Here is a 23,914-nt window from a genome sequence, read left to right on the forward strand (position 1 = left end):
CAAGCCCCGCTGTCTTTCAAGATGTGTGCCAGCGCTGCGTGTCTTCACTGGAGCCCTCTCGGGTTCGGTGCTTCGCCAGATGCGCAGCCAAGGTCTTTCCTGTTCAGCACGCGTTCTTTCCAAGAAGGCTCCTGCGATTCAGGGTCTTGTTGTCCGGACTTCTTTTTTGTTCTTCTCTGCTCTTATTTATGTTTTTATAGATAGTAGATAGTAGTAGAGGGGGCGGTTTTTTGTGCATAACCCTGTTTTCTCCTTATAAATCAAGCACTTGAGCTGGTGACAAGTCTGTGTGTGACCCGGTGGAGCAACATGGGAGTCAGAGGGATCAACTTTCCGGGCGGCCGGTTTTTCATGAACAACTCCACACCTGTTCATCGGTTCTCCACAGAGTTGTTCATGCAGCGCGCCGTGACCGTGTGCTGCGCCTCGCTGCTCGCTCCGGTGACGGCAACCCGTACCATCCACGGCTTTCACGATCGGGGATCCGTCCATGGGCACGCCTGCCAACCCTCAGAAGTACGCCGTCCTGGCCGCACCCAGTCCGATCGAAGGCACCGGCGCTTTTGCCGGTGAAGCGATTCCGGCCCGGCGCAAGATCGGCGAGATCCGTGGAGAGATGATCAGCGTCCACGAGGCCTGGGAACGCGTGAAGACGATGGAACGCATCATGATGGTCGAAATTTCGCCAAGAAGAGCGATCGATGCGTCCAGATCGAGCGATCCGCTGCGTTTCACGAACCACTCCTGTGCGCCCAATGCGGTGCTGCGCATCCGGCAGGGACGCATCGAGATCTATGCGATGCGGGCGATTTCAGCAGGCGAGGAAATCACCTGCAACTACGGTGAAACGCACCACGAAGGCCGCCTGACCTGCCGTTGTGGTGCGGTCAACTGTGCGGGAAAGCTGTGAACAACCGGTGAAGCAGCGGTGCACAGCCGGTGCACAGGGCTGTGGAGAGTCGGTGGATATCAGGTGCGCAATTCACGACGCAGGATCTTGCCGACGTTGCTCTTGGGCAGCTCGTCACGAAACTCGATGAGCTTCGGCCGCTTGTAGGCGGTGAAGTTTTCCTTGCAGTAAGCCGCCAGATCCTCTTCGGCGAGCGCCGGATCGTCCTTGACGACGAACAGCTTGACCGCTTCGCCGGTGCGCGCGTCCGGGATGCCGATCGCCGCACACTCGAGCACGCCGGGGTGCAGGTTGACCACCTGCTCGATCTCGGTCGGGTACACGTTGAAGCCGGACACCAGGATCATGTCCTTCTTGCGGTCGACGATGCGGACGTAGCCGCGCTCGTCCATCACGCCGATGTCGCCGGACTTGAAGTAGCCGTCGGCGGTCATGACCTGGGCCGTCTCGTCGGGGCGCCGCCAGTAGCCGGCCATCACCTGCGGCCCACGGATGCAGATCTCGCCCGGCTGGCCGGCCGGCACGTCCTGGCCGTCATCGTCGCGGATGGCGATGTCGGTCGAAGGCACCGGCAGGCCGATGGTGCCCGTGAACTCCTTCAGGTCGATGCGGTTGGCGGTGGCCACGGGCGAGGTTTCCGACAGGCCGTAGCCCTCGGCGATCGGGCAGCCGGTGACCTTGAGCCACTTCTCGGCCGTGGCCTGCTGCACCGCCATGCCGCCACCGTTGGAGACGACGAGCTGCGAGAAGTCGAGCCGCGCGAACTCGGCGTTGTGGGCCAGCGCGTTGTAGAGCGTGTTGACGGCCGGGAACATGTGGATGCGGTGCCCCTGGAGCGCGCCGATCAGCGCCGGCAGGTCGCGCGGATTCGGAATCAGGATCAGCCGCTGGCCCAGGCGCGCGCCCAGGAAGTACGACACCGTCAGGGCGAAGATGTGGTAGAGCGGCAGCGCGCACACGCTGGTCATCTGCTGGTTGCCGAACCGGTCCAGCATGGGCTGGAACCACGCTTCGCTCTGCAGGATGTTGGCCACCACGTTGCGGTGCAGCAGTGTCGCGCCCTTGGACACGCCGGTCGTGCCACCGGTGTACTGCAGGAAGGCGACATCGTCGGGGCCGACCGCGCTGCGTGCGAGTTTCAGGCGACTGCCTGCCGCGACGGCGTCGTTGAAGCGCGTGACGCTGTGTCCGTTGCCGGACGGCAGCCGGTATTCGGGCACCATCTTGCGCACATGGCGCACCACGAAGTTCACCAGATGACGTCGCCACGGCGGCAGCATGTCGCCCATCGCGGCCAGCACGACGTGCTTCACCGGCGTCTGATGGAGGACCTCCGCGAGCGTGCCGGCGAAGTTTTCCAGGATGACGATGGCCTCGGCACCGGAGTCGACGAGCTGGTGCTGGAGTTCGCGGGCGGTGTAGAGCGGGTTGACGTTGACGACGATGAGGCCGGCACGCAGCACGGCAGCGAGGGCCACCATGTATTGCGGCAGGTTGGGCATCATCAGTGCCACGCGGGTGCCGCGGGCCAGTCCCCTGGACTGCAGCCAGGCCCCCAGGGCGACCGACTGTTCGTCGATGGTGCGAAAGGAGATCGGCTGGCCGAGGAACAGGGCGGCCTGCCGGTTGGCGTGGCGGTGGAAGCTGGTGTCCAGCAGATCGATCAGCGAACGGTGCGTCTCGACATCGATGGTCGCAGGCACGCCTTCCGGGTAGCTCTGCAGCCAGGGGCGGGTGGTGGTGTGCATGGGGAGACTCCGGATCGGTCGGTTCAACAGGGTTCCGATTGTTCAGCTGCGTGTCAGGATCAACGCTCGGGGCTTGCCCGTAGCCGTTGCCACAGGTTGTCTCTGTTGCGACAGTGGAACGCGCTGTCCACCGGCCCTCAGCGCTGATTCAGGATGGTACGGATCATTGCTGCAATGATCTTTCGATGGACTCCGAATTGACGCTGGACGCCGTGGACCGGCGCATTCTTGCGGCGCTGCAACTGCAGGGACGCATCACCTATGACGAACTTGCCGCGCAGGTGCAGTTGTCCGCCTCGGCCGTGCTCCGGCGGGTGCGCCGGCTGGAGGACTCGGGGGTGATCGCCGGCTATGCCGCGATCGTGCCACCGCACAAGCTGGGCCTGGCACTGACCGCCTTCGTCGAGGTGCATCTGCAGCGTCCGGCCGATGCGTCGGGGGCGCGGATCGCCGAGCGCTTTCGCGCCACTGTCCAGGACTGGCCGGAAGTCACCGAGTGCGTCTGCCTGAGCACGGAAATGAGCTACCTGCTGCGGGTCGTGGTGACCGACATGGCGCACCATGGCCGCTTCATGATGGACACGCTGCTGCAGCACCCCGGCGTGCAGGAATGCAGGACCAGTTTCGTGCTCGATCAGATCAAGCTCCAGCACGCATTGCCGATCTGAACGTTTGTCCACGGCGGACTGCTCGACCGAGCGTGGCGTGCCCTGTTTCCGGGATGGATTTGCAGCGTGATATTTTGTAACTTCCGTTTTCATCGGAAACGTTTGCAAAATGACCTGGCTGCGCAACTTCCTGAAATCGATCCTGGCATGGATGGTGGTGCTGGTGCTGGCGGCCTACGCCCTGCCTGACCGGCATCTGGTCGAGCGGCAGAAGGTCATCGCGGCGACGCCCGCCCGGCTCTGGCCGCTGCTGGCATCGCCGCGGCAGTGGATGCGCTGGTCGCCCTGGCCGGTCCGGGATCCGCAGATGCGCATCGGCTACGACGGACCCGAGTCGGGTCTGGGGGCGCAGTGGTCCTGGGACAGTGCGGTGCTGGGGCAGGGACGCATGCGCTTCGACGATGTCCAGATGCCGACCCGGCTGGGCTACACGGTCAGCTTCGACCGGCTGAGGTCGGGTGCCCGTGGCGAGTTCCGGCTGGAGCCTGTGGCAGGCGGGACCCGGGTGACCTGGACCCTGGAGTCCCAGGTGGGTCCGAACGCCCTGCTGCGCTGGCTCAGCCTGGTGGTCGATGCCCGGCTGGGACGGGATTTCGACCAGGGGCTGGAGCGGCTGGCGGTCGCTGCGAACCCGCCCTGAGTCGTTCAGGCCAGCGTGTTGTCGATCAGTCGCTGGACTGCTGGCGTCGACAGGGTCAGCAGCGAGGAGAGTTCTTCCAGTTCGTCCAGCGTCGGCGTGGCCGTGGCCCCTTCGCGTTCCAGCCGCTCGGCCAGCGTCAATGCGAGTACCAGCAGGCGACGCTGGGGCTGCAGCAGCACCATGCTGCGCTGGTCATCGGGATCGGTCAGCCGCCGCAGCGTGGACGGCAGTCCCCAGTCCCGGGCCAGCCGGTGTTCCAGCGGAGCCAGCGCGACGTTCAGCACTTCCTGTTCGAGCGCGGCAGCCTCCTGGTGCGGATCCTGTTCTCGCCGCTCCTGCAGGGTCTGCGCCAGCGCTGGTGCATGGCACCACAGCAGGAGTTCCGCATGGCCGTTCAGCAGCGCTGCCTTCTGCAGCGCGCTGGCGTGGCTGTCCGCGTGCAGCAGCGCGAACTCGGTCACCAGCCGTGCCGCGCACCAGGACCGGCGGATCCGCCGGTGGATCCCGGCGATGGCCTGCGGGCAGGCCTGCAGGTGCTCGTCCAGCACAGGCAGCGGCAGGAAGGCCCGGAAGAAGGGCCCGATGCCCATCAGCACGACGGCTGCGGTCACCGTGTCGACGTCGGTCACCTGGCGGTCGGCCCGGTGCCGCATCGCATGCGAGAACACGCGCAGCGTCATCAGCGGGTCGTCGCCGATGGCTTCGTTGATCAGGTGGGCATCGACCGTGCCGCGCCGGACCTCGATGTCGGCCAGCGACTCCAGCTCCTCCGCCGTGTCGGCGAGGACCGGGATCGGCTGGCTCGTGAGGTAGCGTGACCAGGCGTCGAGATCGGGCAGGGGCTGCGCCAGCATGTTCGGCTCCGGGAAGATGGATATCGGCGTTATCGGCGGTGCCCGGGCCGGACTTGAGTTGCCCCGGATCGGCCCGCCTGTCAGATGTCCTGTGCCGGGGGCAGCAGGCAGACCAGTTCGCCGTTGCGGTAGAGCGCTCCGTAGCGCTGCCCGTCCAGTTCGACCGAACCCAGCGCCACTTCGGCGCCTTCGCTGGCACAGGCTTCGAGTGCGGCCTGTTCGCGGTCGAGGCGCCGGCGCACCCGGCGCTGGCGCAGCGTCTGCAGCCAGGTGCCTGCCGTGGTGTCCCCGGGCGGGCGGTTCATCAGCGTCGACAGCGACGTCAGGGACAGGTGCGCGAAGAGGTGGGACATGGACGGCTTTCATCGGGAGATCAGGGATCACGGGGTTTCATGCAGTACATCGACCACCGGGACGGATTCTTCATCAGGGTCATTCCGTACATTCCATGGAGCACAGGAGGGAAAGACCATGCCGCAGCGCGCCTGGATCGTGGGAGGCAGCACGGGCCAGGCGTGACACGGGCGGGTGTCGGTCTGCAGGGAATGTTGCTCAGATGATAAACGAATGTTTATCAATCCGTGAAGAGCCTGTCGGCCGGGCCGCCGATCGACAGGCGGTCAGCGCGGGGCTCAGCGCTTCTTTTTCAGGGGCGCGATGCTCTGGCGGGTCTGTGCCCAGAGGGCGGCATCGGCCGCGGCCACCGTGGGCAGCGGTGCGGGCGGTGGTGGTGGGGCCGGCACCGGGACCAGCACCTCGCCCAGCAGATCGAGCAGCCGCTGGCGGGCGCGCTGCGGGTTGCGGCGGTAGTAGGTCAGCACCAGTTCGACGATGAAGCGTTCGTCCTCGTCGCGTGGCGTGCCGGTGTCGGGCGGGCGCACAGCGGAGCGGGTCGAGGTGGGCGCCACAACCGCTGGTGCGGGGGCGCCGTGCGCGTGGTCGAGCCAGCCGGCGGGCTTGCCGCAGCGCTGCTCGAACTGGCGTGCCAGCCGCTCGCCGATCTGGCGGGTGCGGCCCTTGATCTGGCTCCAGTAGCTGGGCTGGATCTCGATGCGCTCGGCGAATCGCCGCTCCAGTCCGCGCAGCGCCGCTGCATCGGGTGCCGTGCTGGCGGCCGTGCGCACGAATTCATCGAAAAGGGCCAGCGCATTGAGGTAACGCTGTGTGGCGGTGTCGTGGCCGGGGGAAATCATGCCGGGATGATATGTCGCTGCGCCTCGGGGGTGGCACGGGTATCGCTGCAGCATTTCTGGCTCTAGCATCGGGGGCATGAATGCGCCTGCTGTTGTCCCCTCTGCCGTCCGGTTGCTGCGTCCGCTGCAGCCCATGACCTGGCTGGAACGTTCCTGGCATGACATCCGTCAGGTTCCGGGTGTGAGCTTCGGCCATGGGGCCCTGCTGGCAGGGTTGGGGCTGCTGCTGATGCTGTTTGCCAGGGACCGGTTCTGGGTGCTGGCCGGGTCGTTGTCGGGGTTCCTGCTGGTGGCGCCCATCCTGGCGACCGGGCTCTACGCCGTGAGCCGTGCGCTGGAGCGGGGCGAGGTGGCCGGCTGGCCGACCGTGGTGGCCGTGTGGCGGTCGATGGACCGGCGGCTGGTGGTGTTCGGCCTGCTGCTGGCCGCCGCCGGGACCTGCTGGGTGATGACCTCGGCGGCGCTGATCACGCTGCTGGCACCGCACCGGATCGACACGCCGGTCGATTTCCTGCGCCATGTGGTGGCCAACCGCGATTCATGGCTGTTCGAGTTGTGGCTGGCACTGGGGGGGCTGCTGGCTGCGCCGGTGTTCGCTTCCAGCGTGGTGGCGATTCCGATGATGCTCGACCGACCGGTCGGGGTGTGGGCGGCGGTGCTGGCGAGCTGGCGCACGGTGCTGGAGAACCCGGTGCCGATGGCCGTCTGGGCCATGCTGGTGATGGGCTTCACGGTGCTCGGCCTGGGGGCGATGCTGGTCGGGCTGGTGTTCGTCGTGCCGATGCTGGGCCACGCGAGCTGGTACGCCTACCGGGATCTGTACGCCGCGCCATGACCGACCGCAGTGCATGCCCGCTGGCGGGCTTGCGCTGGATCAAGTCATTTGCGGTGGTGTTGTCGGTGTGGCTGCGGGCTCTGCGCGTAAGATCGCGGCGCCCTGCCTCCACCCACCTCCTGCACCGCCTCCAGCGTCCCTGTCCATGTTCGGCTACAACGAGGAACAGCTTGCCCAGTTCGGCCTGACGGTCGGTGTCGGTGCGTTCATCCTCTACATGCTGTTTGTCATCGCGCAACTGGCGCGCGAGGCGAAAGCCGGCCGCTTCGGCACCTTCGTGCTGTTCATCGTGCTGGCCTTCGGCATGGTGGGCTTCGTGGCCAAGAGCGTGATCGCCTGGCTGCTGGACATGTGAGCCACGCCCGGAGCCTGGCGCGTCGCTTCAGAGCACCATCTTCACCATCGGATGTGTCGTCAGCGTGCGGTACAGCTCGTCGAGCTGCGGCCGGCTGGTGGCACGGATGGTGATGGTCAGGCCGAGGTAGTTGCCGCCCTTGCTCGGGCGCTGCTCGATGGTCAGGGCGTCGAAGCCCGGGTCGAACTGGAGCGCCACGTGCGCGATGGCCGCCGCAAAGCCCTCCACGTTCGCGCCCATGACCTTGATCGGGAAGTCGCAGGGATACTCGATCAGCGACTGCTCGGGTGGAATGTCGTGCGGGCTGCTCATGTCCGGCTCCTGCTCAGCGCATCCACAGACGCAGCGTGTCCCAGGCGCGGCCGAACATGCCTGCCTGCTCCACCGCTTCCAGCACGGTCACCGGAATCTCGCTCACCACCCGTGTGCCCGACAGCACCTTGAGCGTGCCGACCTGCTGGCCCTTGGTCAGCGGCGCGATCAGCGGATCGGTGCGCACGAGCTGGGTCTTGAGCTGCCCGCCCTCGCCACGCGGTACCGAGACGACCACTGGCGCCTGCGTGCCGAGCTTGGCGGTGGCGGAGGCGCCCTTCCAGAGTTCGGCCTGCGTGATGACCTGGCGGGCGTCGTAGACCTTGACCGAATCCCAGGCGCTGTAACCCCAGTTGAGCAGCTTCTGGCTCTCGACGGCGCGGGCTTCCTTGGAGGTCGCGCCCACGACCACGGTGATCAGCCTGCGCGGCCCGTTGGGGAAATCGCGCTTGGCGGTGGCGATCAGGCAGTAGCCGGCGGCGTCCGTGTAGCCGGTCTTCAGGCCATCGACGCTCGGGTCGCGCCACAGCAGCAGGTTGCGGTTCTGCTGCGTGATCTTGTTGAAGGTGAATTCCTTGAGGGCGTAGTAGCGCACGTCGCCAGGGAAGTCGACCAGCAGCCGCGTGGCGATGGTGCCGAGTTCGCGCACCGTGCTGACGTGGCCGGGCGCGGGCAGGCCTTCTGCTGGACATGTGAGCCACGCCCGGAGCCTGGCGCGTCGCTTCAGAGCACCATCTTCACCATCGGATGTGTCGTCAGCGTGCGGTACAGCTCGTCGAGCTGCGGCCGGCTGGTGGCACGGATGGTGATGGTCAGGCCGAGGTAGTTGCCGCCCTTGCTCGGGCGCTGCTCGATGGTCAGGGCGTCGAAGCCCGGGTCGAACTGGAGCGCCACGTGCGCGATGGCCGCCGCAAAGCCCTCCACGTTCGCGCCCATGACCTTGATCGGGAAGTCGCAGGGATACTCGATCAGCGACTGCTCGGGTGGAATGTCGTGCGGGCTGCTCATGTCCGGCTCCTGCTCAGCGCATCCACAGACGCAGCGTGTCCCAGGCGCGGCCGAACATGCCTGCCTGCTCCACCGCTTCCAGCACGGTCACCGGAATCTCGCTCACCACCCGTGTGCCCGACAGCACCTTGAGCGTGCCGACCTGCTGGCCCTTGGTCAGCGGCGCGATCAGCGGATCGGTGCGCACGAGCTGGGTCTTGAGCTGCCCGCCCTCGCCACGCGGTACCGAGACGACCACTGGCGCCTGCGTGCCGAGCTTGGCGGTGGCGGAGGCGCCCTTCCAGAGTTCGGCCTGCGTGATGACCTGGCGGGCGTCGTAGACCTTGACCGAATCCCAGGCGCTGTAACCCCAGTTGAGCAGCTTCTGGCTCTCGACGGCGCGGGCTTCCTTGGAGGTCGCGCCCACGACCACGGTGATCAGCCTGCGCGGCCCGTTGGGGAAATCGCGCTTGGCGGTGGCGATCAGGCAGTAGCCGGCGGCGTCCGTGTAGCCGGTCTTCAGGCCATCGACGCTCGGGTCGCGCCACAGCAGCAGGTTGCGGTTCTGCTGCGTGATCTTGTTGAAGGTGAATTCCTTGAGGGCGTAGTAGCGCACGTCGCCAGGGAAGTCGACCAGCAGCCGCGTGGCGATGGTGCCGAGTTCGCGCACCGTGCTGACGTGGCCGGGCGCGGGCAGGCCTTCCGGGTTCTTGAACTGCGAGACCTTCAGCCCGAAGGCCTGCGCCTGGCGGTTCATCATCGCGACGAAGTTTTCCACCGAGCCGCCGATGGCTTCGGCCAGCAGCACGGTGGCGTCGTTGCCGCTCTGCACGATCATGCCCTTGATGAGGTCTTCCACCTTCACCTTGTTGCCGACCTGGATGTACATGCGCGACGCGTCGGTCATGCCGGTGCGCCAGGCGCGCTCGGAGACGGTCAGCTCCTGGTCGAGCGTGAGCTTCTTGTCGCGCAGGGCCTGGAAGACCAGGTAGGCGGTCATCAGCTTGGTGAGCGACGCGGGCTCGACGGTGGCGTCGGGGTTGCGGCCGGCCAGGGCCTGGTCGGCGCTCAGATCGAGCAGCACGTAGGCCTTGGCGGCAATTTCGGGGGGCTGCGGCGGGGTCTGTGCCAGGGTATGCGGCAGAACCAGGGCCATCGCCAGGGTGGCAAGGAGTCGTTTCATCGGTGGAGTCGGTTCAGGTGCAGGGGTCAGTGCCAGCTGCGCACGATGAGCTGGCGCAGGCGGGGCAGTTGACCGTGGAAGAAATGGCCGACACCGGGCATCACGGTGACGGGCAGGTGTTGCGGGCGGGCCCAGTCGAGCGTGGCGGTCAGGGGCACGACGTCGTCGGTCTCGCCGTGGATGACCACGGTGTCCTCGGGCACATCGGCCGGCCGGGCGCGCTGCGTGGAGGGGCCGACCAGCAGCAGGCGCTCGGCCCGCTCGGCGCCTTCCAGCCGGGCGGCCGCCAGCGTGGTCACGTAGGCGCCGAAGGAGAAGCCGCCGAGCACCAGCGGCAGGCCGGTGGTGCGCTGGGCGGCGACCACCGCGAGCAGGTCGTCGCTCTCGCCACGGCCCTCGTCGTGCACGCCCTCGGTGCTGCCGACACCGCGGAAGTTGAAGCGCACCGTGCGGTAGCCCATCTGCAGGAAGGCGCGCGCCATGGTCTGCACGACCTTGTTGTCCATCGTGCCGCCGAACAGCGGGTGCGGGTGGGCCAGCACGGCCACGCCGCGTGGCGCATCGACGCCCGGCGGCTGGTCGACGGCCACCTCGATGGCACCGGCCGGTCCGGCCACGTGCAGGCGTTCGGTCTGGGCGTTCATCGGCGAACCGTCCTGTCAGCGACCGACGTCGGCCGGCAGCACCAGGCGTTCGACGACCTGGCCGTTCTTCAGGTGCGACTCGACGATCTCGTCGATGTCGCTGTCATCGACGAAGGTGTACCAGGTCGCTTCGGGATAGACCACGGCGACGGGGCCGCCCGCGCAGCGGTCGAGGCAGCCCGCCTTGTTGACCCGGACCTGCCCGGGACCGGCCAGTCCGGCCGCCTTGACCTGCTGCTTGCAGCGGTCGAAGCCGGCCTGTGCCTGGTGGTCACCGCAACTGGACTGGCCGTTGTCGCGCTGGTTCAGGCAGAAGAAGATGTGGCGCTGGTAGTAACTGCTCATGCTGCTCATGCCGGGATTGTAGGAGTCAGGCTGTCGGGGGCGTCGCTTGCGGGACATCCGGGGGGCGCGGCCGGGGGGGTGTGATGACCTGGATCATCAGGAATATCAAAGCCGCCAGCGGCCACACCCAGCCGATCCACTGTGCCAGACCATGGAAGCGGATGAAGCGCCCCTGCTCCCAGCCTTTCAGGCTCAGGGCGAAATACGGGTCTGCGCTGGTCTGGTTGACCAGCGCGATCAGGATGGTCAGCAGGACCAGCCCGATGGCCGCGACCACCCGGCGGTGCATGAACGCCAGCGCTCCCCCCAGGATCATGCCCATCAGCACGCCTGGAATCACCGGCGGCGCCAGCCAGGACATGGCGTGGTCCGGGCCGAAATTCAGGGCGGTGGACAGGGCCGTGGCGCTGATGCCCAGCACGCAGGCGCCGGCCAGGGTGACCAGGCGGTGGCGGGCGCGGCGCAGCATCACGAAGCTCACCAGACAGGGCGCCAGCAGGCCCAGGGCGGTGACCAGGGCCTCGATGCCCGGCGCGAGCGTGCTGCCGGGCACCGGCAGCGGCACCCAGCCGGCGAAGGGCGTGTCGGCCAGCCAGCCGTCCAGCAGCGTGGCCAGCCGCACGAGGCCCTGGCCCGGGCTCAGCGGCACCGGCGCCGGAAACAGCAGCCCGATCGGCCACGACAGCAGCAGCATCAGGCCCAGCGTGCCATGGGGCACGAAGAGTCCGTCGCGCAGGCGTTGCCAGTGCGTCAGCAGGCCCAGGCGCTGCAGCACCAGCGCGAGCAGCGCCCCGGTCAGTGCGCCCGCACTGTTGAGGGCCCAGTCCATCCGCGAGGGCACACGCAGCGGCAGGAAGTACTGCGTCCACTCCATGGCCAGCGACAGCCCCGCGCCGACCAGCGTGGCCTGCAGGCCGGCTCGCCAGGGCGGCACACCACCCCCCCGCAGCCAGGCCAGCCCCAGCAGCAGGCCGAGCGGCTGGTAGGCCAGGTAGTTGGACCAGAAATCGAAGCGCGTGTAGCGCGACATCGGCAGCCACAGCAGACCGCGCCAGTCCTGTCCGGGCGGCTGCACTGGCCATTGCCAGGGCCAGAAGGGATGCAGGCTGGCGTAGACGATCAGTCCCGCCCACATCCAGGCCAGCGGCCAGGAAGAGGATCGGTAGGCAGGCATCGGCAGACCGATGCGTCAGAACGGCTTGAACACCACCAGGGTGACGATGGCCGCGAACAGCAGCACCGACACCTCGTTGTAGACGCGGAACCAGACATGGCTGCGCCGGTTGGCGGCGTGCTCGAACTGGCGCAGCAGGCGCGCGTTGACGTGGTGGAAGCCGATCACGGCCACGACCAGCGCCAGCTTGGCGTGCAGCCAGCCGTTGCCGGGTCCGCGCCACACGCTGTAGCCCAGCCACAGCCACAGGCCGCTGGCGAGCGCGACCACCATCAGCAGCGTGGCGAAACGCTGCAGCTTGCGCGCCATCAGCAGCAGGCGCTCGCGCTCGGCGTGGCTGTCGGGCGCGACCATCGCCAGGTTGACCAGAATGCGGGGCAGGTAGAACAGCCCGGCAAACCAGCTGGCGATGAAGATGATGTGCAGGGTCTTGACCCCGAGATAGAGCGTGTCCATGGCGGCATGATAAGGACCGCCCGACCCGGGCGTGGCCGGCACATCGGTCGTGGGGGGATCAGCCCGCGGCGGCGTCCTTCACGCACTTCTTGACGAAGCTGTTCTTGGCGGCACCCGCCAGCTTCTTCTCGGCGGCCTTGGCGTCGCAGGCGGCTTGCGCGTCGCCACCGCCACCGCCACCGGCTTCGCGCTCGCATTTCTTCATGAAGCTGTTCTTGGCGGCACCTGCCAGCTTCTTTTCCCCGGCCTTGGCTTCGCAGGCGGCATTGGCGGCGTAGGCGGTGGAGGACAGGCTGGCCAGCGCCAGGGCAATCACGGTGATGAGCTTGTTCATGGGGCAGTTCCGTCCAGAGCAAAGTGGAGTTGAGCGAAGGGCCATTGTCCAACGCCATGGCCGGTCACGGCGTTGACGTTGACCCTGAAGCCGGGCTCGGAACTGGTTCAGAGGATGCGCCGCGGATGGGCCAGCGCCTCGTGCGCGGCGTGCAGGCGGCGCACCAGCACGCGGATGAAGGCCTCGTCGAACAGGTGGCGGGTCTGCGGGCTCAGCCGGGCCAGCGTTTCCGGGGTGAAGGAAATCGCGGTGGCGGACTCGGTGACGACGATGTCGGTGCTGTGGCGGCGCAGCTCCGGGTTGGGCGCGAGGTAGGCCATCTCGCCGACCGAGGTGCCGGCGCCGAGCTGCGCGACACGGCGGGCGTCGCGGTAGACCTCGACCGCGCCGCTGGCGATGATGTGGAAGGTGCGCCCCTCCTCGCCGCGGTTGTAGAGCGCATGGCCGACCGGAAAGCGCTGCCAGCGCGCCCGGTGCACGACCTCCCACAGCGCCACGTCGCCGAAGGCGGTGAAGAAGTCCAGCGTGCGCAGCAGCGTGAAGCGCTCCGAGTCGAGCACGCCCTGCGAGGTGCCGCGCGGCACGTGGTGCATGGTGATGAGCTGCGACAGCGCCTCGCCCACGGCGTCCCACGAGACATAGCGGTCGTCGGCGCGCTTGGCCAGGCAGCGCTGGATCACCTGGTCCAGCGCCGGCGTGACCCCCGTGCGCAGGCCCACCAGGCTCGGCGCCTGGAGGTGGCAGATCTGGTGCATCAGGCTGGCCTGGCTGGTCGCCTCGAACGGTGCACGCCCGGCGACCAGGTGGTAGAGCACGGCACCCAGCCCGTAGACATCGGCCCGTGCGTCCAGCTCGCTGCCATCGAGCTGTTCGGGCGACATGTAGGCCAGCGAGCCGACGCGGTGCACCTGCGTGGCATCCGAGGTCAGGTTGAGCGCGCTGCCGAAGTCGGTCAGCTTGATGTCGTGGATCTCGGTGCTGTGACCCTGCGTCAGGGTCAGGATGTTGGCGGGCTTGACGTCACGGTGGACGAGGCCCTGCCGGTAGCAGTAGCCCAGCGCCATCGCGCACTTGAAGCCGATTTCCACGATCTGCTCCAGCGGCAGCAGGTGGCCAGGCTGGCAGAAGGCGCGCAGCGTCGTGCCGGGCACGTACTCCATCACCACGTAGGGGGCGACCGGGTCGGGCACGGCGTCGAAGATCTCGACCACGTTGGGGTGGTGCAGCCGGCCCGCCAGCGCCGCCTCCGAGGCGAAGAAGCGCGAGAACATGTGGCCGTCGTTGGTGTCGCTCAGCACGCTGGCGCGCACCTGCTTGACCGCGACGGGGCGGTCGTTGAACTCGTCATGGCACAGGAAGACCTCGCTCGTCGTGCCTTCGCCGAGGCGACGGATGACGCGGTACTTGCCGATGCGCTGGGGCAGAACCGGTGCGGTGCAGTCGATCATGGGGGGTTCAGAGGGCAATCGCCGATCTTTTCACTCCCGGGCTGCCGGGGCAAGTGCGGATTGCGCGCCGACCTGCCCCGTAGAATCCCCGCATGATTCAAGCCAAAGAGCAACTCCTCGCCGCGCTCGGCGACGCGCTGGCCGAGATCGCGCCCGGTGCGGCGGTCGAGCCTGCCTTCGAGAACCCCAAGCAGGCCGCCCACGGCGACCTCGCCTGCACGCTGGCGATGCAGCTCGCCCGTCCGCTGAAGCAGAACCCGCGCGCGCTCGCGCAGGCGCTGATCGCGGCCCTGCAGGCCCGCCCCGCGGCGCAGCAGTGGGTCGAGTCGATGGAGATCGCCGGTCCCGGCTTCATCAACATCCGCCTCAAGCCCGCCGCCCGCCAGCAGGTGGTCGCGCAGGTGCTGGCCGAGGCCGGGCATTTCGGCGTGCGCCCGGACAATGGCCGCAAGGTGATGGTGGAGTTCGTCTCGGCCAACCCGACCGGCCCGCTGCACGTCGGCCACGGCCGGCAAGGCGCACTCGGCGACGCGCTGTGCAACCTCTACGCCACCCAGGGCTGGCAGGTCCACCGCGAGTTCTACTACAACGATGCCGGCGTGCAGATCGGCACCCTGGCCACCTCGACCCAGTGCCGCCTGAACGGCCTCAAGCCGGGCGACGCCGGCTGGCCCGAGTCGGCCTACAACGGCGAGTACATCGCCGACATCGCCGACGCCTTCCGCCAGCAGGCCACCGTCCGGGCCGACGACCGCGAATACACCGCCTCGGGCGATCCGGCCGACCTCGACAGCATCCGCCAGTTCGCCGTCGCCTACCTGCGCCACGAACAGGACCTGGACCTGCGGGCCTTCGGCGTGCGCTTCGACCACTACTACCTGGAGTCCGGCCTGTACAGCAGCGGCCGTGTCGCCGAGGCGGTGCAGAAGCTGGTCGACGCCGGCAAGACCTTCGAGGACGGCGGCGCGCTCTGGCTGCGCTCGACCGACTACGGCGACGACAAGGACCGCGTGATGCGCAAGTCCGACGGCACGTTCACCTACTTCGTGCCGGACGTGGCGTACCACATCCACAAGTGGCAGCGCGGCTTCGACAAGGTCGTCAACGTCCAGGGCAGCGACCACCACGGCACCATCGCCCGCGTGCGCGCCGGCCTGCAGGCGGCCGGTGTCGGCATCCCGGCGGGCTTCCCCGACTACGTGCTGCACAAGATGGTCACCGTGATGAAGGGCGGCGAGGAGGTCAAGATCTCCAAGCGCGCCGGCAGCTACGTGACCCTGCGCGACCTGATCGACTGGACCAGCCGCGACGCGGTGCGCTTCTTCCTCATCAGCCGCAAGGCCGACACCGAGTTCATCTTCGACGTGGACCTCGCGCTGCAGGCCAACGACGAGAACCCGGTGTTCTACGTGCAGTACGCCCACGCGCGCATCTGCTCGGTGCTGGCGAAGTACGCCGAGGAGCACCGGGGCGACGTGTCCGCGGCGGCGCTGGCAGCGGCGGACTTATCCGGTCTGGTGGCGCCCACCGAAGTGGCGCTGATGAACAAGCTGGCCGAGTATCCGGAGATGCTCGGCCGGGCGGCGGCCGATCTGGCGCCGCACGACGTGGCGTTCTACCTGCGCGACGTGGCCTCGGCGTACCACAGCTACTACGCAGCGGTGCGCTTCCTCGACGGCGACGCCGCGGCGATGCCCGCCCGCATGGCGCTGCTGCAGGCCACCGCGCAGGTGCTGCGCAACGCGCTGGCCGTCCTCGGCGTGAGCGCGCCGAGCAAGATGTGACCGGTCGCCGGATCAGGAGGTTCTCGATGGCATCGAATGGCAAGACACAGCGCGGTGGCTTCGGCGTCGGCGTGGTCGTGGGGCTGCTGGTCGGCCTCGTGCTGGCGCTGGGTGTGGCGCTCTATGTGACCAAGGCGCCGATTCCCTTCATGGACAAGGTGCCCCAGCGCACCGCCGAGCAGGACGCGGCCGAGATCGAGAAGAACAGGCACTGGGACCCGAACTCGCCGTTGCACGGCAAGAACCCGGCCAGGCCCGCCCCCGGTCCGGCGCGCACCGACAGCGGCAACGGCACTGCGGCCGCAGCCCAGGAGCGTGTGGCCAGTGCCGTCGCGAATGCGGCCGCTGCCGTGGTTCCGGCGCCCAGTGCAGCGGCTGCGCGCGCATCGGCGACAGCCGCCACGGCGGCGAGTGCGTCAGCCAGACCGGGGGCTGACGCGTTCGTGTATTTCGTGCAGGTCGGGGCGTACGTCAGCACCGACGACGCCGAGCAGCAGCGCGCCAAGCTGGCGATGGGGGGCCTGAAAGCCCGCATCACCGAACGCGAGCAGGCCGGGCGCCTGATGTACCGTGTGCGCCTGGGGCCATTCGAGACGCGTGAGGATGCAGAGCGGATGCGCGACCAGACGACGGCGTCCGGTTATGGCGAAGCGGCGCTGGTGCGCGTGCCGCGTTGAACCTTGCTGCACGGACCCACTCTGATCCGCCGTGATCATCGAAAGGAAACATTGCATGAAGCGTCGTGAGTTTGTCGTGGGCAGCACTGCCGCCCTCGCGCTGTCCGGGGCCAGCCCCCTCGTCTCGGCCCAGGGTGCGTTCCAGGAAGGCAAGCACTTCGTCCGCCTGTCCACCGCGGTTCCGGTCTCGGCGCCTGCGGGCAAGATCGAGGTGATCGAGTTCTTCTGGTATGGCTGCCCGCACTGCAACGCCTTCGAGCCGACGCTGGAAGCCTGGATCAGGAAGCTGCCTGCCGATGTGGCCTTCAAGCGCATGCACGTGGGGTTCCGGCCCAACTTCGAGCCGCAGCAGCGCTTCTACGCGACGCTGGAGGCGCTCGGGCTGGTCGAGCAGATCCACCGCAAGGTCTTCTACGCGATCCACCAGCAGGGCCAGAAACTCGACAAGCCCGAGGCGCTGATCGAGTTCGCGGTGCAGAACGGGGCCGACCGGGCCAAGTTCACCGAGATGTACAACTCCTTCGGCATGCAGAGCAAGGTCCGCCAGAGCAAGCTGCTCTCCGAGGCCTACAAGATCGATGGCGTGCCGGCGCTCGGCATCCATGGCCGTTATTACACCTCCCCTTCGCTCGCTGGCGGTGACAACACGCCCGAGCTCGAAGGACAGGTCCGCGCACTGGCGCTGACGGACCAGCTCATCGCCCGCTCGCGCAAAGGCGTCTGATCGCGCCTGAAGAATTCCCCGCACCGCGCCATGCCCCGGGCCCGCGACAGAAGATGTCGCGGGCCCGGTCGCTTCTGGCTAGAATCAATGCAATTTCCATGCCTTGACCCCAGGGCTTTCCGGGGACCGTGTTCCATGCTGCCTGCCGTTTCCGTGCTGTTGTCCCGACATTCCGCCCTGCTGCTGGCTGCCCTGCTGGCGGTGTCCGGCCTGCCGGTGCGTGCGGAGAAGGCCGACAGCGAGCAGGCGCTTGCGTTTGACGCGGGGCGCATGGTGCTGGACGGCAAGCGCAAGATCCGCACGCTCAGTGGCGGCGTCGAGATCACCCGCGGCACGCTGGTGCTCAAGGCTGCGCAGATCGAGCTGAGGGAAACCGCCCAGGGCCAGTTCGCCACGGCGACCGGTGCCGACGGCCAGCTCGCCACCTTCCGCCAGAAGCGCGAAGGGCTGGACGAGGTCGTCGAAGGCCAGGCCCGGCGCATCGAGTACGACACCGTCACCGAGACCGTGCGCTTCATCGACCAGGCGCAGGTGCGGGTGCTGCGCGGCGGGGCGCCGGCGGACCAGGTCACCGGCCAGACCATCGTCTACAACCATGCCCGCGACGTGTTCGAGGTGCAGGGCGGTGGTGCGGCTGGCGCGGCCGCGACGGCAGCGGGTGGCGGGCGCGTCAAGGGCGTGGTGACGCCGCGCAAGTCCGCCAGTCCGGCGCCCGAGGCCGCCAGCCCGGAGGTTCCGCGTTGACCGACACCCGCAGTTGCCTGGAGGCCGAGGGCCTGCAGAAGCGCTACGGCGCCCGGCTGGTCGTCAAGGACGTCCACCTCTCGGTGCGCAGCGGCGAGGTGGTCGGTCTGCTCGGTCCGAACGGCGCGGGCAAGACCACCAGCTTCTACATGCTGGTCGGGCTGGTGCGGGCCGACGCGGGCAGCATCCGCATCGATGGCGCCGAGGTGCAGCGCCTGCCGATCCACCAGCGGGCGCGGCTCGGGCTGTCCTACCTGCCGCAGGAGGCCTCGATCTTCCGGCGTCTCACGGTCGAGGAGAACATCCGCGCCGTGCTGGAGCTGCAGCACGACGAGAACGGCCGCCCGCTCGGCACCGCACGCATCGAGTCGCTGCTGGACGGCCTGCTCCACGACCTGTCGATCGATCGGCTGCGCGCCAGCCCCGCCCCTGCCCTCTCGGGCGGCGAGCGCCGGCGGGTGGAGATCGCCCGGGCGCTGGCCACGCAGCCGCGTTTCATCCTGCTGGACGAGCCCTTTGCCGGGGTTGATCCGATTGCGGTGATCGAGATCCAGCGCATCATCGGTTTCCTGAAGGCGCGCGGCATCGGCGTGCTGATCACCGACCACAACGTGCGCGAGACGCTGGGCATCTGCGACCGCGCCTACATCATCAGCGAGGGCCGTGTGCTGGCCGAAGGGACGCCGGCGGCCATCGTCGACAACCCGGACGTGCGCAAGGTCTACCTCGGCGAACATTTCCGCATGTGATTTTGGTCCCCATCCCATGAAACCTTCCCTGCAGGTCCGCCTCTCGCAGCACCTGGCGCTGACGCCACAACTGCAGCAATCGATCCGGTTGCTGCAGCTCTCGACGCTGGAGCTGCACCAGGAAGTCGAGCAGATGCTCGAAGCGAATCCGTTCCTGGAAGTCGACGAAGAGGGGGTCGCCCAGGACCGGCCCATGGCCGACACCACCCTGGCCCCGCCCGAGCGCAGCCCCGGGGCCACCGACGACTGGGATGGCGGCGACACCCCGGCCGCGGCGACCAGCCCGGCGTCCGAGGCCGAAACGCCCGGCGTGGACCAGCTGGACTTCAACAGCAGCGCCAGCGACAGCAACGACTGGGACTCCGGCAGCGAGCGCGAGGACTACGACAGCCTCTCCGACGTGTCCGGCGCGCGCAGCAACGCCGTCGAGGACGAGGACGGTGACTGGAGCGAGCGCTCCAGCCTCACCGAAAGCCTCAACGACCACCTGCGCGGCCAGCTGCTCGGCATGCGGCTGGCGGGCGAGGACATGCTGCTGGTCGAGGCCCTGATCGACTCGCTCAACGAGGACGGCTACCTGGCCGACCCGCTGGAGGACATCGCCGAGCGGCTGGCCATCGAGCTGTCGATCGGCGACACGCCTGGCGACGAGGAAGCCGCCACGCTGCGCGAGGAGCTGATCGACCAGCTGCGCTGCGCGCTGGGCTGGCTGCAGAACCTGGAGCCCTGCGGCGTCGGCGCCCGCGACCTGGGCGAATGCCTGGTGCTGCAGCTGCGCGAGTGCGACCGCACCGAGGCGCAGCGCGTGGCCATCCTGATCTGCCAGGGCCATCTGGAGCTGCTCGCCCGGCGCGACATGAAGAAGCTCATGGCCGCCACTGGCGCCGACGAGGACGACATCCGCGACGCGCAGACGCTCATCCTGACGCTGGAGCCCAAGCCCGGCCGTCGCTTTGCCCGCGCCGAGGCCAACATCGTCGTGCCGGACGTGATCGTGCAGAAGGCGGGCCGCGGCTGGCGTGTCGTGCTCAACCCGGACGTGATGCCCAAGCTGCGCATCAACGACCTCTACGCCCAGGTCCTGCGCCAGCACCGCAGCCAGCGCACCGGCGACGAGGGCGGCGCGACGCTGGCGGTGCGGTTGCAGGAGGCGCGCTGGTTCGTCAAGAACATCCTGCAGCGCTTCGACACCATCCAGCGGGTCTCGCAGGCCATTGTCGAGCGCCAGAAGGGCTTCTTCACCCACGGCGAGATCGCGATGAAGCCGCTGGTGCTGCGCGAGATCGCCGACGAGCTGGGTCTGCACGAGTCCACCATCTCGCGCGTGACCACCGCCAAGTACATGAACACGCCCTTTGGCACCTTCGAGCTGAAGTATTTCTTCGGGTCGTCGCTGAACACCGAGGCGGGCGGCAATGCGTCGAGCACGGCGGTGCGGGCGCTGATCAAGCAGTTCGTGGCCGCCGAGGACCAGAAGAAGCCGCTCTCCGACAGCCAGCTCAGCACGATGCTGGAGGAGCAAGGCATCCAGGTCGCGCGCCGCACGGTGGCCAAGTACCGCGAGGCGCTCAAGATCGCGCCGGCCAATCTGCGCAAGGCGATCTGAACAACCGGGTTGCCGCGGTCGCACCATTTCGGGGCAGCCTGCGGCGGTGCCGCGCATGGCTGCGGGCGCGGCCCGGTAGTTACCCCGACAGGCCTTGGTGCGCGGTCATGGCGGGGCGCTCCGATGGCGTGATCGAATTTGCAATCTGGCCGGCACGGCCCGTGCAATGGACTGGGGGTGAACCCAGGAGACCCGCCATGCACGACCCAGTCCGCCACCAGATCGCCAGCCGTATCCACGATCTGCTCATGCACGAGATGGGCGAGGATGTGGACATCAACCTGATGCTCGGCCCGCCCGAATACGCCCGCGCGGTGCTCAGCCTGTGCCGGGCCTGCGGCAGCGCGGAACTGGGCCGGCTCGCCGAGCAGTTCCTGATGACCCAGACGCCGCTGCCACCGCTGCGGGCGGCGGCGGCCATCAGTCCAGCGCTGTCGACGCGCCGCTGAAGCGCTGCACCAGCCCCCGCAGCAGCGCCCGCACGTGGCGCAGCAGCCAGAAGGTCAGCCCCAGCATCACCACCACGGCCACGCCGAGCCCGACCGCGGCCCACAGGGGCTGGACCCACGACAGCCACAGCATCGCCGGCACCGCAGCGTCCCCGGCGAGTGACAGTCCCCAGTTGCTGAACGGTTCGGGCGAGGTGTTGACCGCCGCCCGTGTCGTCGTCTTGGCCACATGGGCGGTGGCCGCCAGCGAGCCGCCGAGCACGGCCGCGGCCATCGACCAGCTGCCCTCGTCGCCACCGAAGACCGCCGCCGCCAGCGCTGCACCCGCCGGGATGCGCACGAAGGTGTGCAGCAGGTCCCAGAAGGAGTCGAAGCCGGGGATCTTGTCGGCGAAGAACTCGGCCGACAGCATCAGCCCGCTCGCGCCCAGCACCACCGGCTGCTGCAGCCAGAGCAGCCCGCCCGGCAGCGGTATCCAGCCCAGGTAACCGGCCAGCCCGGTGCAGAAGAGCACGGCGTACAGCCGCAGCCCGCTGGCCCAGCCCAGCGTGGCGGCGATCGACATCAGCTCCGGTGTGCCGAGCGGCAGGGCCATGACCGCGCTCCTGTGGTGTGGGACATCACCGCGATGGTAGCCGGGGGCCGCTGCGTGTGCGGCCCCCGGTGCCTCTTGCTCAGTCCGGCTTCAGGACCGCCGGATCGACCAGCGCAGCGAGTGCGCCCATGAACCGCGCCAGCCGAGGGCCTTCGAGGAAGACGTCGGCGTTCGGCCCCTCGACCAGCCCGACGAAGCGGGCGTGTCCGGCGTCGTCCTGCTGGGCGTGCACCAGGCGCGACTCGATGCTGTCGTCCACCAGCACATGGTGGACGGCCACCAGCCGCACCCGGTCCGTGCGGTGCACGCGGCTCAGGCGCTGCACCAGCAGTGCCGGGTTCCATGGGCGGTCGAGGTGGACGATCGCCGTGGCGGCGTGGCGCAGGCCGAGCTGGCCACCGCGGTCGTCGTCGTTGCACAGCAGCACGCGCAGCTCCGGGGCCTGCTGGAACTCGCCGATCAGCGCACGCCGGGCGTCGCCGACCAGCTCGGGGCCGAGGCGGCGGACGGTGGTGCCGCGCGCCTGCAGGGCCGTGTCCAGCGCGTCGAGCGCGCCCGGCCACTGGCTGAACACGACCACCTTGGTCTCGGGCGTGCACAGGGCCGTGTCGATGGCCTGCAGGGCGGCGTCGATCTTGCCGTCCTGGCCACACTGGCGCAGCGTGTGCAGCGTGTGCAGCAGCTGGCGCTGCTCGCTGCTGCCGAGGAACTGGCTGCGCTGCCAGCGCTGCACGCTGCGGCGCACCTGGCCCAGCAGCGTGTCGTGGGTGGTGCGCTGTTCCGGCGGCAGCGTGACCCGGGTGGTCTGCTCGACCGTCTCGGGCAGCTGCCGCAGCACGAAGGTGCGCGAGCGGCGCAGCATCCACGGCGCCAGCGCGTCGATGTGTCCTCCCTGCAGGGCGGCGACGGCGCCAAAACGGCTGCCATCGATCCAGTCGAGCATGGCCTGCCACGCGTCCGGGCGGCTTTCCAGCGGCGCGCGTGCGAGCACGAGGGCCCAGGGGGTGCCGGCGAGCCCTTGCAGCCGGGCCGCGCTGTCCGGGCTGGCCCACGGGGAGGCGCTCGCGTCGACGGACTCGTCGATGACCACCACGTCGGCGTCGAATGCCCGCAGGCGGTCGAGGTCGCCCGCGAGGCTGCCCAGATCGGCGATCACGGCGGTGATCGGGGCGTCGGTATCGGTGTCGGTGTCGGTGGCGGACAGCGTGTCCAGCGTGACAGCGGCGGTGCCGGTCCACTGCTGCCACTGCTCGCGCCAGTGCGCCAGCCGCTCGGGCGGGCACAGCACCAGTGCCCGCGCTGCGCCGAAGCTCTGGCCGATCAGCCGCAGGGCCGCGATGGCCTGCACGGTCTTGCCGAGACCGGCGTCATCGGCCAGCAGGCTGCGGCCGGCGCAGGCCGCGTAGAGCGCGCCTTCGGCCTGGTAGGGGCGCAGCGTGCCGGTCACCAGCGCGGCCAGCGCGGGGCTGAGAGGGCCGGCCGGGTGACCACGCTCCAGGTGCGCCACGCGGGAACGCATGTCGCGGGCCTGGGCCAGCCAGTCCCACACGGCCTCGTCCACCTGCAGGGTGTGGCGCCGTTCGCGGGCCAGCCGCACCAGATCCACCAGCGCCAGGTCGTTGACCAGCGGGGCGGCGTCGGTGGGCATGCCCAGCGCCTGCGCGGCGGCATCGAGGTCCGGCGGACACCCGCGGCCGGCCACCCAGTGCAACTGCTGGCGCACGCCCGGCAGCAGCGTCACGCTGCTGTGCGGCGGACGCAGGTCCGGCGGCGGCGGGGCGGGCGTTTCCACGGCGGGGAGGGGCTCGGCGGCGGGCACCGGCGCGGGTTCCGGCACGGGCGCGGGCGCTGCCACCGGGGCGGGCTCGATCTCGGGTGCCGGTTCAGCAAGCGGTTCCAGCGCGGACACCGGTGCTGCCACTGGTCCGGAGGCGGGGGCCGCGTCCTGCGCTGGCGCGGGTGCCGCCGCTTCGGCTTCGGTTTGCACGACCGGCGCAGCGGCCTTCTTGCGTGCGGGGGTGCGGCGTGCGGTCTTCCTGGCGGGGGCGGCTACGGCGGGTTCTGCCGGGGCTGGTGCAGGGGCCGCCACTTCGACTGGCTCGACTGGCGCAGCCACCACCACCACCGGGGGCACGTCGGTTTCCGGCGTCTGCGCTGCGGCGCGGACGGGGGTCTTGCGCGGTGCGCGCTTGCGGGCCGGTGCCGCTGCGGGGGGGGGCTCGGTGGCCGTGTCGGGCAGGGCCGTCACCGGTGCCTCGGCGAGGTCGGACGCGGTCGGTCGGGGGGCTGCGCGCTTGCGGGCAGAGGGGGTCTTGCGGGGGGAGGAAGTTGACGCCATGGGGAGGGCAATGCCGGCCGTGATTCGAAGTCCTGGAATTTGCCCGGGACTGTAGCTGGTATGGCCGCCGCCTCTGCACTGGATGTCGGCATCGCCGGACCGTTTCGGTTCCATTCGTGTCCGAGTGCGGAGTCCGGGCGACCCGCCGGACTTGACCACCGT

General features: G+C 68.8%; 28 protein-coding genes. 12 read left to right on the forward strand and 16 right to left on the reverse strand.

Annotated features, from left to right (window positions below; genetic code table 11):
* Positions 1–490: 490 nt before the first annotated feature.
* Positions 491–910, forward strand: a complete 420-nt coding sequence (locus BDD16_RS08010; RefSeq protein ID WP_179633461.1) for an SET domain-containing protein — start codon at positions 491–493, stop codon at positions 908–910.
* 59 nt (positions 911–969) lie between these two features.
* On the opposite strand, the gene BDD16_RS08015 is transcribed toward BDD16_RS08010, so the two are convergent.
* On the reverse strand, positions 970–2,658 hold the full coding sequence (locus tag BDD16_RS08015) for a long-chain-fatty-acid--CoA ligase (RefSeq protein ID WP_179633462.1): 1,689 nt from the start codon (positions 2,656–2,658) through the stop codon (positions 970–972).
* A 185-nt stretch (positions 2,659–2,843) separates the two neighbouring features.
* Between BDD16_RS08015 and BDD16_RS08020 the strand changes: the two genes are divergently transcribed.
* Positions 2,844–3,326 (forward strand): Lrp/AsnC family transcriptional regulator, encoded by a 483-nt coding sequence (locus BDD16_RS08020; RefSeq protein ID WP_179633463.1) that lies wholly within the window; start codon positions 2,844–2,846, stop codon positions 3,324–3,326.
* Positions 3,327–3,435: 109 nt separating this feature from the next.
* Positions 3,436–3,966, forward strand: a complete 531-nt coding sequence (locus BDD16_RS08025; protein ID WP_179633464.1) for an SRPBCC family protein — start codon at positions 3,436–3,438, stop codon at positions 3,964–3,966.
* A 5-nt stretch (positions 3,967–3,971) separates the two neighbouring features.
* Here BDD16_RS08025 and BDD16_RS08030 read toward each other — a convergent pair whose 3' ends face one another.
* The 3 genes from BDD16_RS08030 to BDD16_RS08040 form a co-directional block, all read right to left on the reverse strand.
* Positions 3,972–4,820: an HDOD domain-containing protein gene (locus BDD16_RS08030; protein ID WP_179633465.1), complete on the reverse strand. Its 849-nt coding sequence runs from the start codon at positions 4,818–4,820 to the stop codon at positions 3,972–3,974.
* Between the two features lie 80 nt (positions 4,821–4,900).
* The gene (locus tag BDD16_RS08035) at positions 4,901–5,173 is read right to left on the reverse strand and encodes a hypothetical protein (protein WP_179633466.1); all 273 of its coding nucleotides are present in this window, start codon (positions 5,171–5,173) and stop codon (positions 4,901–4,903) included.
* Between the two features lie 279 nt (positions 5,174–5,452).
* On the reverse strand, positions 5,453–6,013 hold the full coding sequence (locus tag BDD16_RS08040; RefSeq protein WP_179633467.1) for a hypothetical protein: 561 nt from the start codon (positions 6,011–6,013) through the stop codon (positions 5,453–5,455).
* A 133-nt stretch (positions 6,014–6,146) separates the two neighbouring features.
* Here BDD16_RS08040 and BDD16_RS08045 point away from each other — a divergent pair, with 133 nt between their 5' ends.
* Positions 6,147–6,848: a DUF2189 domain-containing protein gene (locus BDD16_RS08045; RefSeq protein WP_246332487.1), complete on the forward strand. Its 702-nt coding sequence runs from the start codon at positions 6,147–6,149 to the stop codon at positions 6,846–6,848.
* 145 nt (positions 6,849–6,993) lie between these two features.
* Positions 6,994–7,203 (forward strand): DUF2788 domain-containing protein, encoded by a 210-nt coding sequence (locus BDD16_RS08050; RefSeq protein ID WP_179633469.1) that lies wholly within the window; start codon positions 6,994–6,996, stop codon positions 7,201–7,203.
* Between the two features lie 27 nt (positions 7,204–7,230).
* Here BDD16_RS08050 and BDD16_RS08055 read toward each other — a convergent pair whose 3' ends face one another.
* The 10 genes from BDD16_RS08055 to BDD16_RS08100 form a co-directional block, all read right to left on the reverse strand.
* Complete coding sequence (locus BDD16_RS08055) at positions 7,231–7,515, reverse strand: DUF493 family protein (protein WP_179633470.1); 285 nt, start codon at positions 7,513–7,515, stop codon at positions 7,231–7,233.
* Positions 7,516–7,528: 13 nt separating this feature from the next.
* Positions 7,529–8,242 carry a D-alanyl-D-alanine carboxypeptidase family protein gene (locus BDD16_RS08060; RefSeq protein ID WP_179636053.1) on the reverse strand — a complete coding sequence of 238 codons (714 nt, stop codon included), beginning with the start codon at positions 8,240–8,242 and terminating at the stop codon, positions 7,529–7,531.
* Positions 8,239–8,523, reverse strand: coding sequence for a DUF493 family protein (locus BDD16_RS08065; RefSeq protein WP_179633470.1), 285 nt, complete (start codon positions 8,521–8,523; stop codon positions 8,239–8,241). Before BDD16_RS08065 ends, BDD16_RS08060 begins: the two co-directional genes overlap by 4 nt.
* Positions 8,524–8,536: 13 nt before the next feature.
* A complete protein-coding gene (locus BDD16_RS08070) occupies positions 8,537–9,685 on the reverse strand; it encodes a D-alanyl-D-alanine carboxypeptidase family protein (RefSeq protein ID WP_179633471.1) in 1,149 nt (382 codons plus the stop codon).
* 26 nt (positions 9,686–9,711) lie between these two features.
* On the reverse strand, positions 9,712–10,329 hold the full coding sequence (locus tag BDD16_RS08075; protein ID WP_179633472.1) for an alpha/beta hydrolase: 618 nt from the start codon (positions 10,327–10,329) through the stop codon (positions 9,712–9,714).
* A gap of 15 nt (positions 10,330–10,344) precedes the next feature.
* Positions 10,345–10,683 carry a (2Fe-2S) ferredoxin domain-containing protein gene (locus tag BDD16_RS08080; RefSeq protein WP_179633473.1) on the reverse strand — a complete coding sequence of 113 codons (339 nt, stop codon included), beginning with the start codon at positions 10,681–10,683 and terminating at the stop codon, positions 10,345–10,347.
* A 16-nt stretch (positions 10,684–10,699) separates the two neighbouring features.
* Positions 10,700–11,848 carry a VanZ family protein gene (locus tag BDD16_RS08085; RefSeq protein ID WP_179633474.1) on the reverse strand — a complete coding sequence of 383 codons (1,149 nt, stop codon included), beginning with the start codon at positions 11,846–11,848 and terminating at the stop codon, positions 10,700–10,702.
* A 15-nt stretch (positions 11,849–11,863) separates the two neighbouring features.
* Entirely contained in the window at positions 11,864–12,304 is a 441-nt protein-coding gene (locus BDD16_RS08090) for a CopD family protein (protein ID WP_179633475.1), read from the reverse strand.
* 58 nt (positions 12,305–12,362) lie between these two features.
* Positions 12,363–12,638: a hypothetical protein gene (locus BDD16_RS08095; RefSeq protein WP_179633476.1), complete on the reverse strand. Its 276-nt coding sequence runs from the start codon at positions 12,636–12,638 to the stop codon at positions 12,363–12,365.
* Positions 12,639–12,745: 107 nt separating this feature from the next.
* A complete protein-coding gene (locus tag BDD16_RS08100; RefSeq protein ID WP_179633477.1) occupies positions 12,746–14,086 on the reverse strand; it encodes a serine/threonine protein kinase in 1,341 nt (446 codons plus the stop codon).
* A 92-nt stretch (positions 14,087–14,178) separates the two neighbouring features.
* Between BDD16_RS08100 and argS the strand changes: the two genes are divergently transcribed.
* The 7 genes from argS (at position 14,179) to BDD16_RS08135 (ending at position 20,819) form a co-directional block, all read left to right on the forward strand.
* Positions 14,179–15,870: an arginine--tRNA ligase gene (argS, locus tag BDD16_RS08105; protein WP_179633478.1), complete on the forward strand. Its 1,692-nt coding sequence runs from the start codon at positions 14,179–14,181 to the stop codon at positions 15,868–15,870.
* A gap of 26 nt (positions 15,871–15,896) precedes the next feature.
* Positions 15,897–16,547 (forward strand): SPOR domain-containing protein, encoded by a 651-nt coding sequence (locus BDD16_RS08110; RefSeq protein ID WP_179633479.1) that lies wholly within the window; start codon positions 15,897–15,899, stop codon positions 16,545–16,547.
* Between the two features lie 55 nt (positions 16,548–16,602).
* A complete protein-coding gene (locus BDD16_RS08115) occupies positions 16,603–17,271 on the forward strand; it encodes a thiol:disulfide interchange protein DsbA/DsbL (protein WP_179633480.1) in 669 nt (222 codons plus the stop codon).
* Between the two features lie 135 nt (positions 17,272–17,406).
* Positions 17,407–18,015, forward strand: a complete 609-nt coding sequence (gene lptA, locus BDD16_RS08120) for a lipopolysaccharide transport periplasmic protein LptA (RefSeq protein ID WP_179633481.1) — start codon at positions 17,407–17,409, stop codon at positions 18,013–18,015.
* Positions 18,012–18,764: an LPS export ABC transporter ATP-binding protein gene (gene lptB, locus BDD16_RS08125; protein WP_179633482.1), complete on the forward strand. Its 753-nt coding sequence runs from the start codon at positions 18,012–18,014 to the stop codon at positions 18,762–18,764. Before lptA ends, lptB begins: the two co-directional genes overlap by 4 nt.
* Positions 18,765–18,780: 16 nt before the next feature.
* Positions 18,781–20,370: an RNA polymerase factor sigma-54 gene (locus BDD16_RS08130; RefSeq protein ID WP_179633483.1), complete on the forward strand. Its 1,590-nt coding sequence runs from the start codon at positions 18,781–18,783 to the stop codon at positions 20,368–20,370.
* Positions 20,371–20,567: 197 nt separating this feature from the next.
* A complete protein-coding gene (locus BDD16_RS08135; RefSeq protein WP_179633484.1) occupies positions 20,568–20,819 on the forward strand; it encodes a hypothetical protein in 252 nt (83 codons plus the stop codon).
* On the opposite strand, the gene BDD16_RS08140 is transcribed toward BDD16_RS08135, so the two are convergent.
* Positions 20,791–21,414, reverse strand: coding sequence for a DUF4126 domain-containing protein (locus BDD16_RS08140; RefSeq protein WP_179633485.1), 624 nt, complete (start codon positions 21,412–21,414; stop codon positions 20,791–20,793). The two genes, BDD16_RS08135 and BDD16_RS08140, sit on opposite strands and share 29 nt — an antisense overlap.
* A gap of 79 nt (positions 21,415–21,493) precedes the next feature.
* The gene (locus tag BDD16_RS08145) at positions 21,494–23,752 is read right to left on the reverse strand and encodes an SNF2-related protein (RefSeq protein WP_179633486.1); all 2,259 of its coding nucleotides are present in this window, start codon (positions 23,750–23,752) and stop codon (positions 21,494–21,496) included.
* Positions 23,753–23,914 lie beyond the last annotated feature (162 nt).

The organism is Sphaerotilus montanus, assembly GCF_013410775.1.
In the GTDB taxonomy this organism is placed as follows: domain Bacteria; phylum Pseudomonadota; class Gammaproteobacteria; order Burkholderiales; family Burkholderiaceae_C; genus Sphaerotilus; species Sphaerotilus montanus.

Bases quoted from the DNA above. Each gene is read 5' to 3' on its own strand.
- BDD16_RS08055 (WP_179633470.1), bottom strand. From the start codon at position 7,515: ATGAGCAGCCCGCACGACATTCCACCCGAGCAGTCGCTGATCGAGTAT.
- BDD16_RS08050 (WP_179633469.1), top strand. From the start codon at position 6,994: ATGTTCGGCTACAACGAGGAACAGCTTGCCCAGTTCGGCCTGACGGTC.
- BDD16_RS08070 (WP_179633471.1), bottom strand. From the start codon at position 9,685: ATGAAACGACTCCTTGCCACCCTGGCGATGGCCCTGGTTCTGCCGCAT.
- BDD16_RS08025 (WP_179633464.1), top strand. From the start codon at position 3,436: ATGACCTGGCTGCGCAACTTCCTGAAATCGATCCTGGCATGGATGGTG.
- BDD16_RS08135 (WP_179633484.1), top strand. From the start codon at position 20,568: ATGCACGACCCAGTCCGCCACCAGATCGCCAGCCGTATCCACGATCTG.
- BDD16_RS08035 (WP_179633466.1), bottom strand. From the start codon at position 5,173: ATGTCCCACCTCTTCGCGCACCTGTCCCTGACGTCGCTGTCGACGCTG.
- BDD16_RS08095 (WP_179633476.1), bottom strand. From the start codon at position 12,638: ATGAACAAGCTCATCACCGTGATTGCCCTGGCGCTGGCCAGCCTGTCC.
- BDD16_RS08145 (WP_179633486.1), bottom strand. From the start codon at position 23,752: ATGGCGTCAACTTCCTCCCCCCGCAAGACCCCCTCTGCCCGCAAGCGC.
- BDD16_RS08085 (WP_179633474.1), bottom strand. From the start codon at position 11,848: ATGCCTGCCTACCGATCCTCTTCCTGGCCGCTGGCCTGGATGTGGGCG.
- BDD16_RS08010 (WP_179633461.1), top strand. From the start codon at position 491: ATGGGCACGCCTGCCAACCCTCAGAAGTACGCCGTCCTGGCCGCACCC.
- BDD16_RS08015 (WP_179633462.1), bottom strand. From the start codon at position 2,658: ATGCACACCACCACCCGCCCCTGGCTGCAGAGCTACCCGGAAGGCGTG.
- BDD16_RS08110 (WP_179633479.1), top strand. From the start codon at position 15,897: ATGGCATCGAATGGCAAGACACAGCGCGGTGGCTTCGGCGTCGGCGTG.
- BDD16_RS08130 (WP_179633483.1), top strand. From the start codon at position 18,781: ATGAAACCTTCCCTGCAGGTCCGCCTCTCGCAGCACCTGGCGCTGACG.
- BDD16_RS08090 (WP_179633475.1), bottom strand. From the start codon at position 12,304: ATGGACACGCTCTATCTCGGGGTCAAGACCCTGCACATCATCTTCATC.
- BDD16_RS08045 (WP_246332487.1), top strand. From the start codon at position 6,147: ATGACCTGGCTGGAACGTTCCTGGCATGACATCCGTCAGGTTCCGGGT.
- BDD16_RS08100 (WP_179633477.1), bottom strand. From the start codon at position 14,086: ATGATCGACTGCACCGCACCGGTTCTGCCCCAGCGCATCGGCAAGTAC.
- BDD16_RS08075 (WP_179633472.1), bottom strand. From the start codon at position 10,329: ATGAACGCCCAGACCGAACGCCTGCACGTGGCCGGACCGGCCGGTGCC.
- argS (WP_179633478.1), top strand. From the start codon at position 14,179: ATGATTCAAGCCAAAGAGCAACTCCTCGCCGCGCTCGGCGACGCGCTG.
- lptA (WP_179633481.1), top strand. From the start codon at position 17,407: ATGCTGCCTGCCGTTTCCGTGCTGTTGTCCCGACATTCCGCCCTGCTG.
- BDD16_RS08040 (WP_179633467.1), bottom strand. From the start codon at position 6,013: ATGATTTCCCCCGGCCACGACACCGCCACACAGCGTTACCTCAATGCG.
- BDD16_RS08140 (WP_179633485.1), bottom strand. From the start codon at position 21,414: ATGGCCCTGCCGCTCGGCACACCGGAGCTGATGTCGATCGCCGCCACG.
- BDD16_RS08065 (WP_179633470.1), bottom strand. From the start codon at position 8,523: ATGAGCAGCCCGCACGACATTCCACCCGAGCAGTCGCTGATCGAGTAT.
- BDD16_RS08115 (WP_179633480.1), top strand. From the start codon at position 16,603: ATGAAGCGTCGTGAGTTTGTCGTGGGCAGCACTGCCGCCCTCGCGCTG.
- BDD16_RS08080 (WP_179633473.1), bottom strand. From the start codon at position 10,683: ATGAGCAGCATGAGCAGTTACTACCAGCGCCACATCTTCTTCTGCCTG.
- BDD16_RS08030 (WP_179633465.1), bottom strand. From the start codon at position 4,820: ATGCTGGCGCAGCCCCTGCCCGATCTCGACGCCTGGTCACGCTACCTC.
- BDD16_RS08020 (WP_179633463.1), top strand. From the start codon at position 2,844: ATGGACTCCGAATTGACGCTGGACGCCGTGGACCGGCGCATTCTTGCG.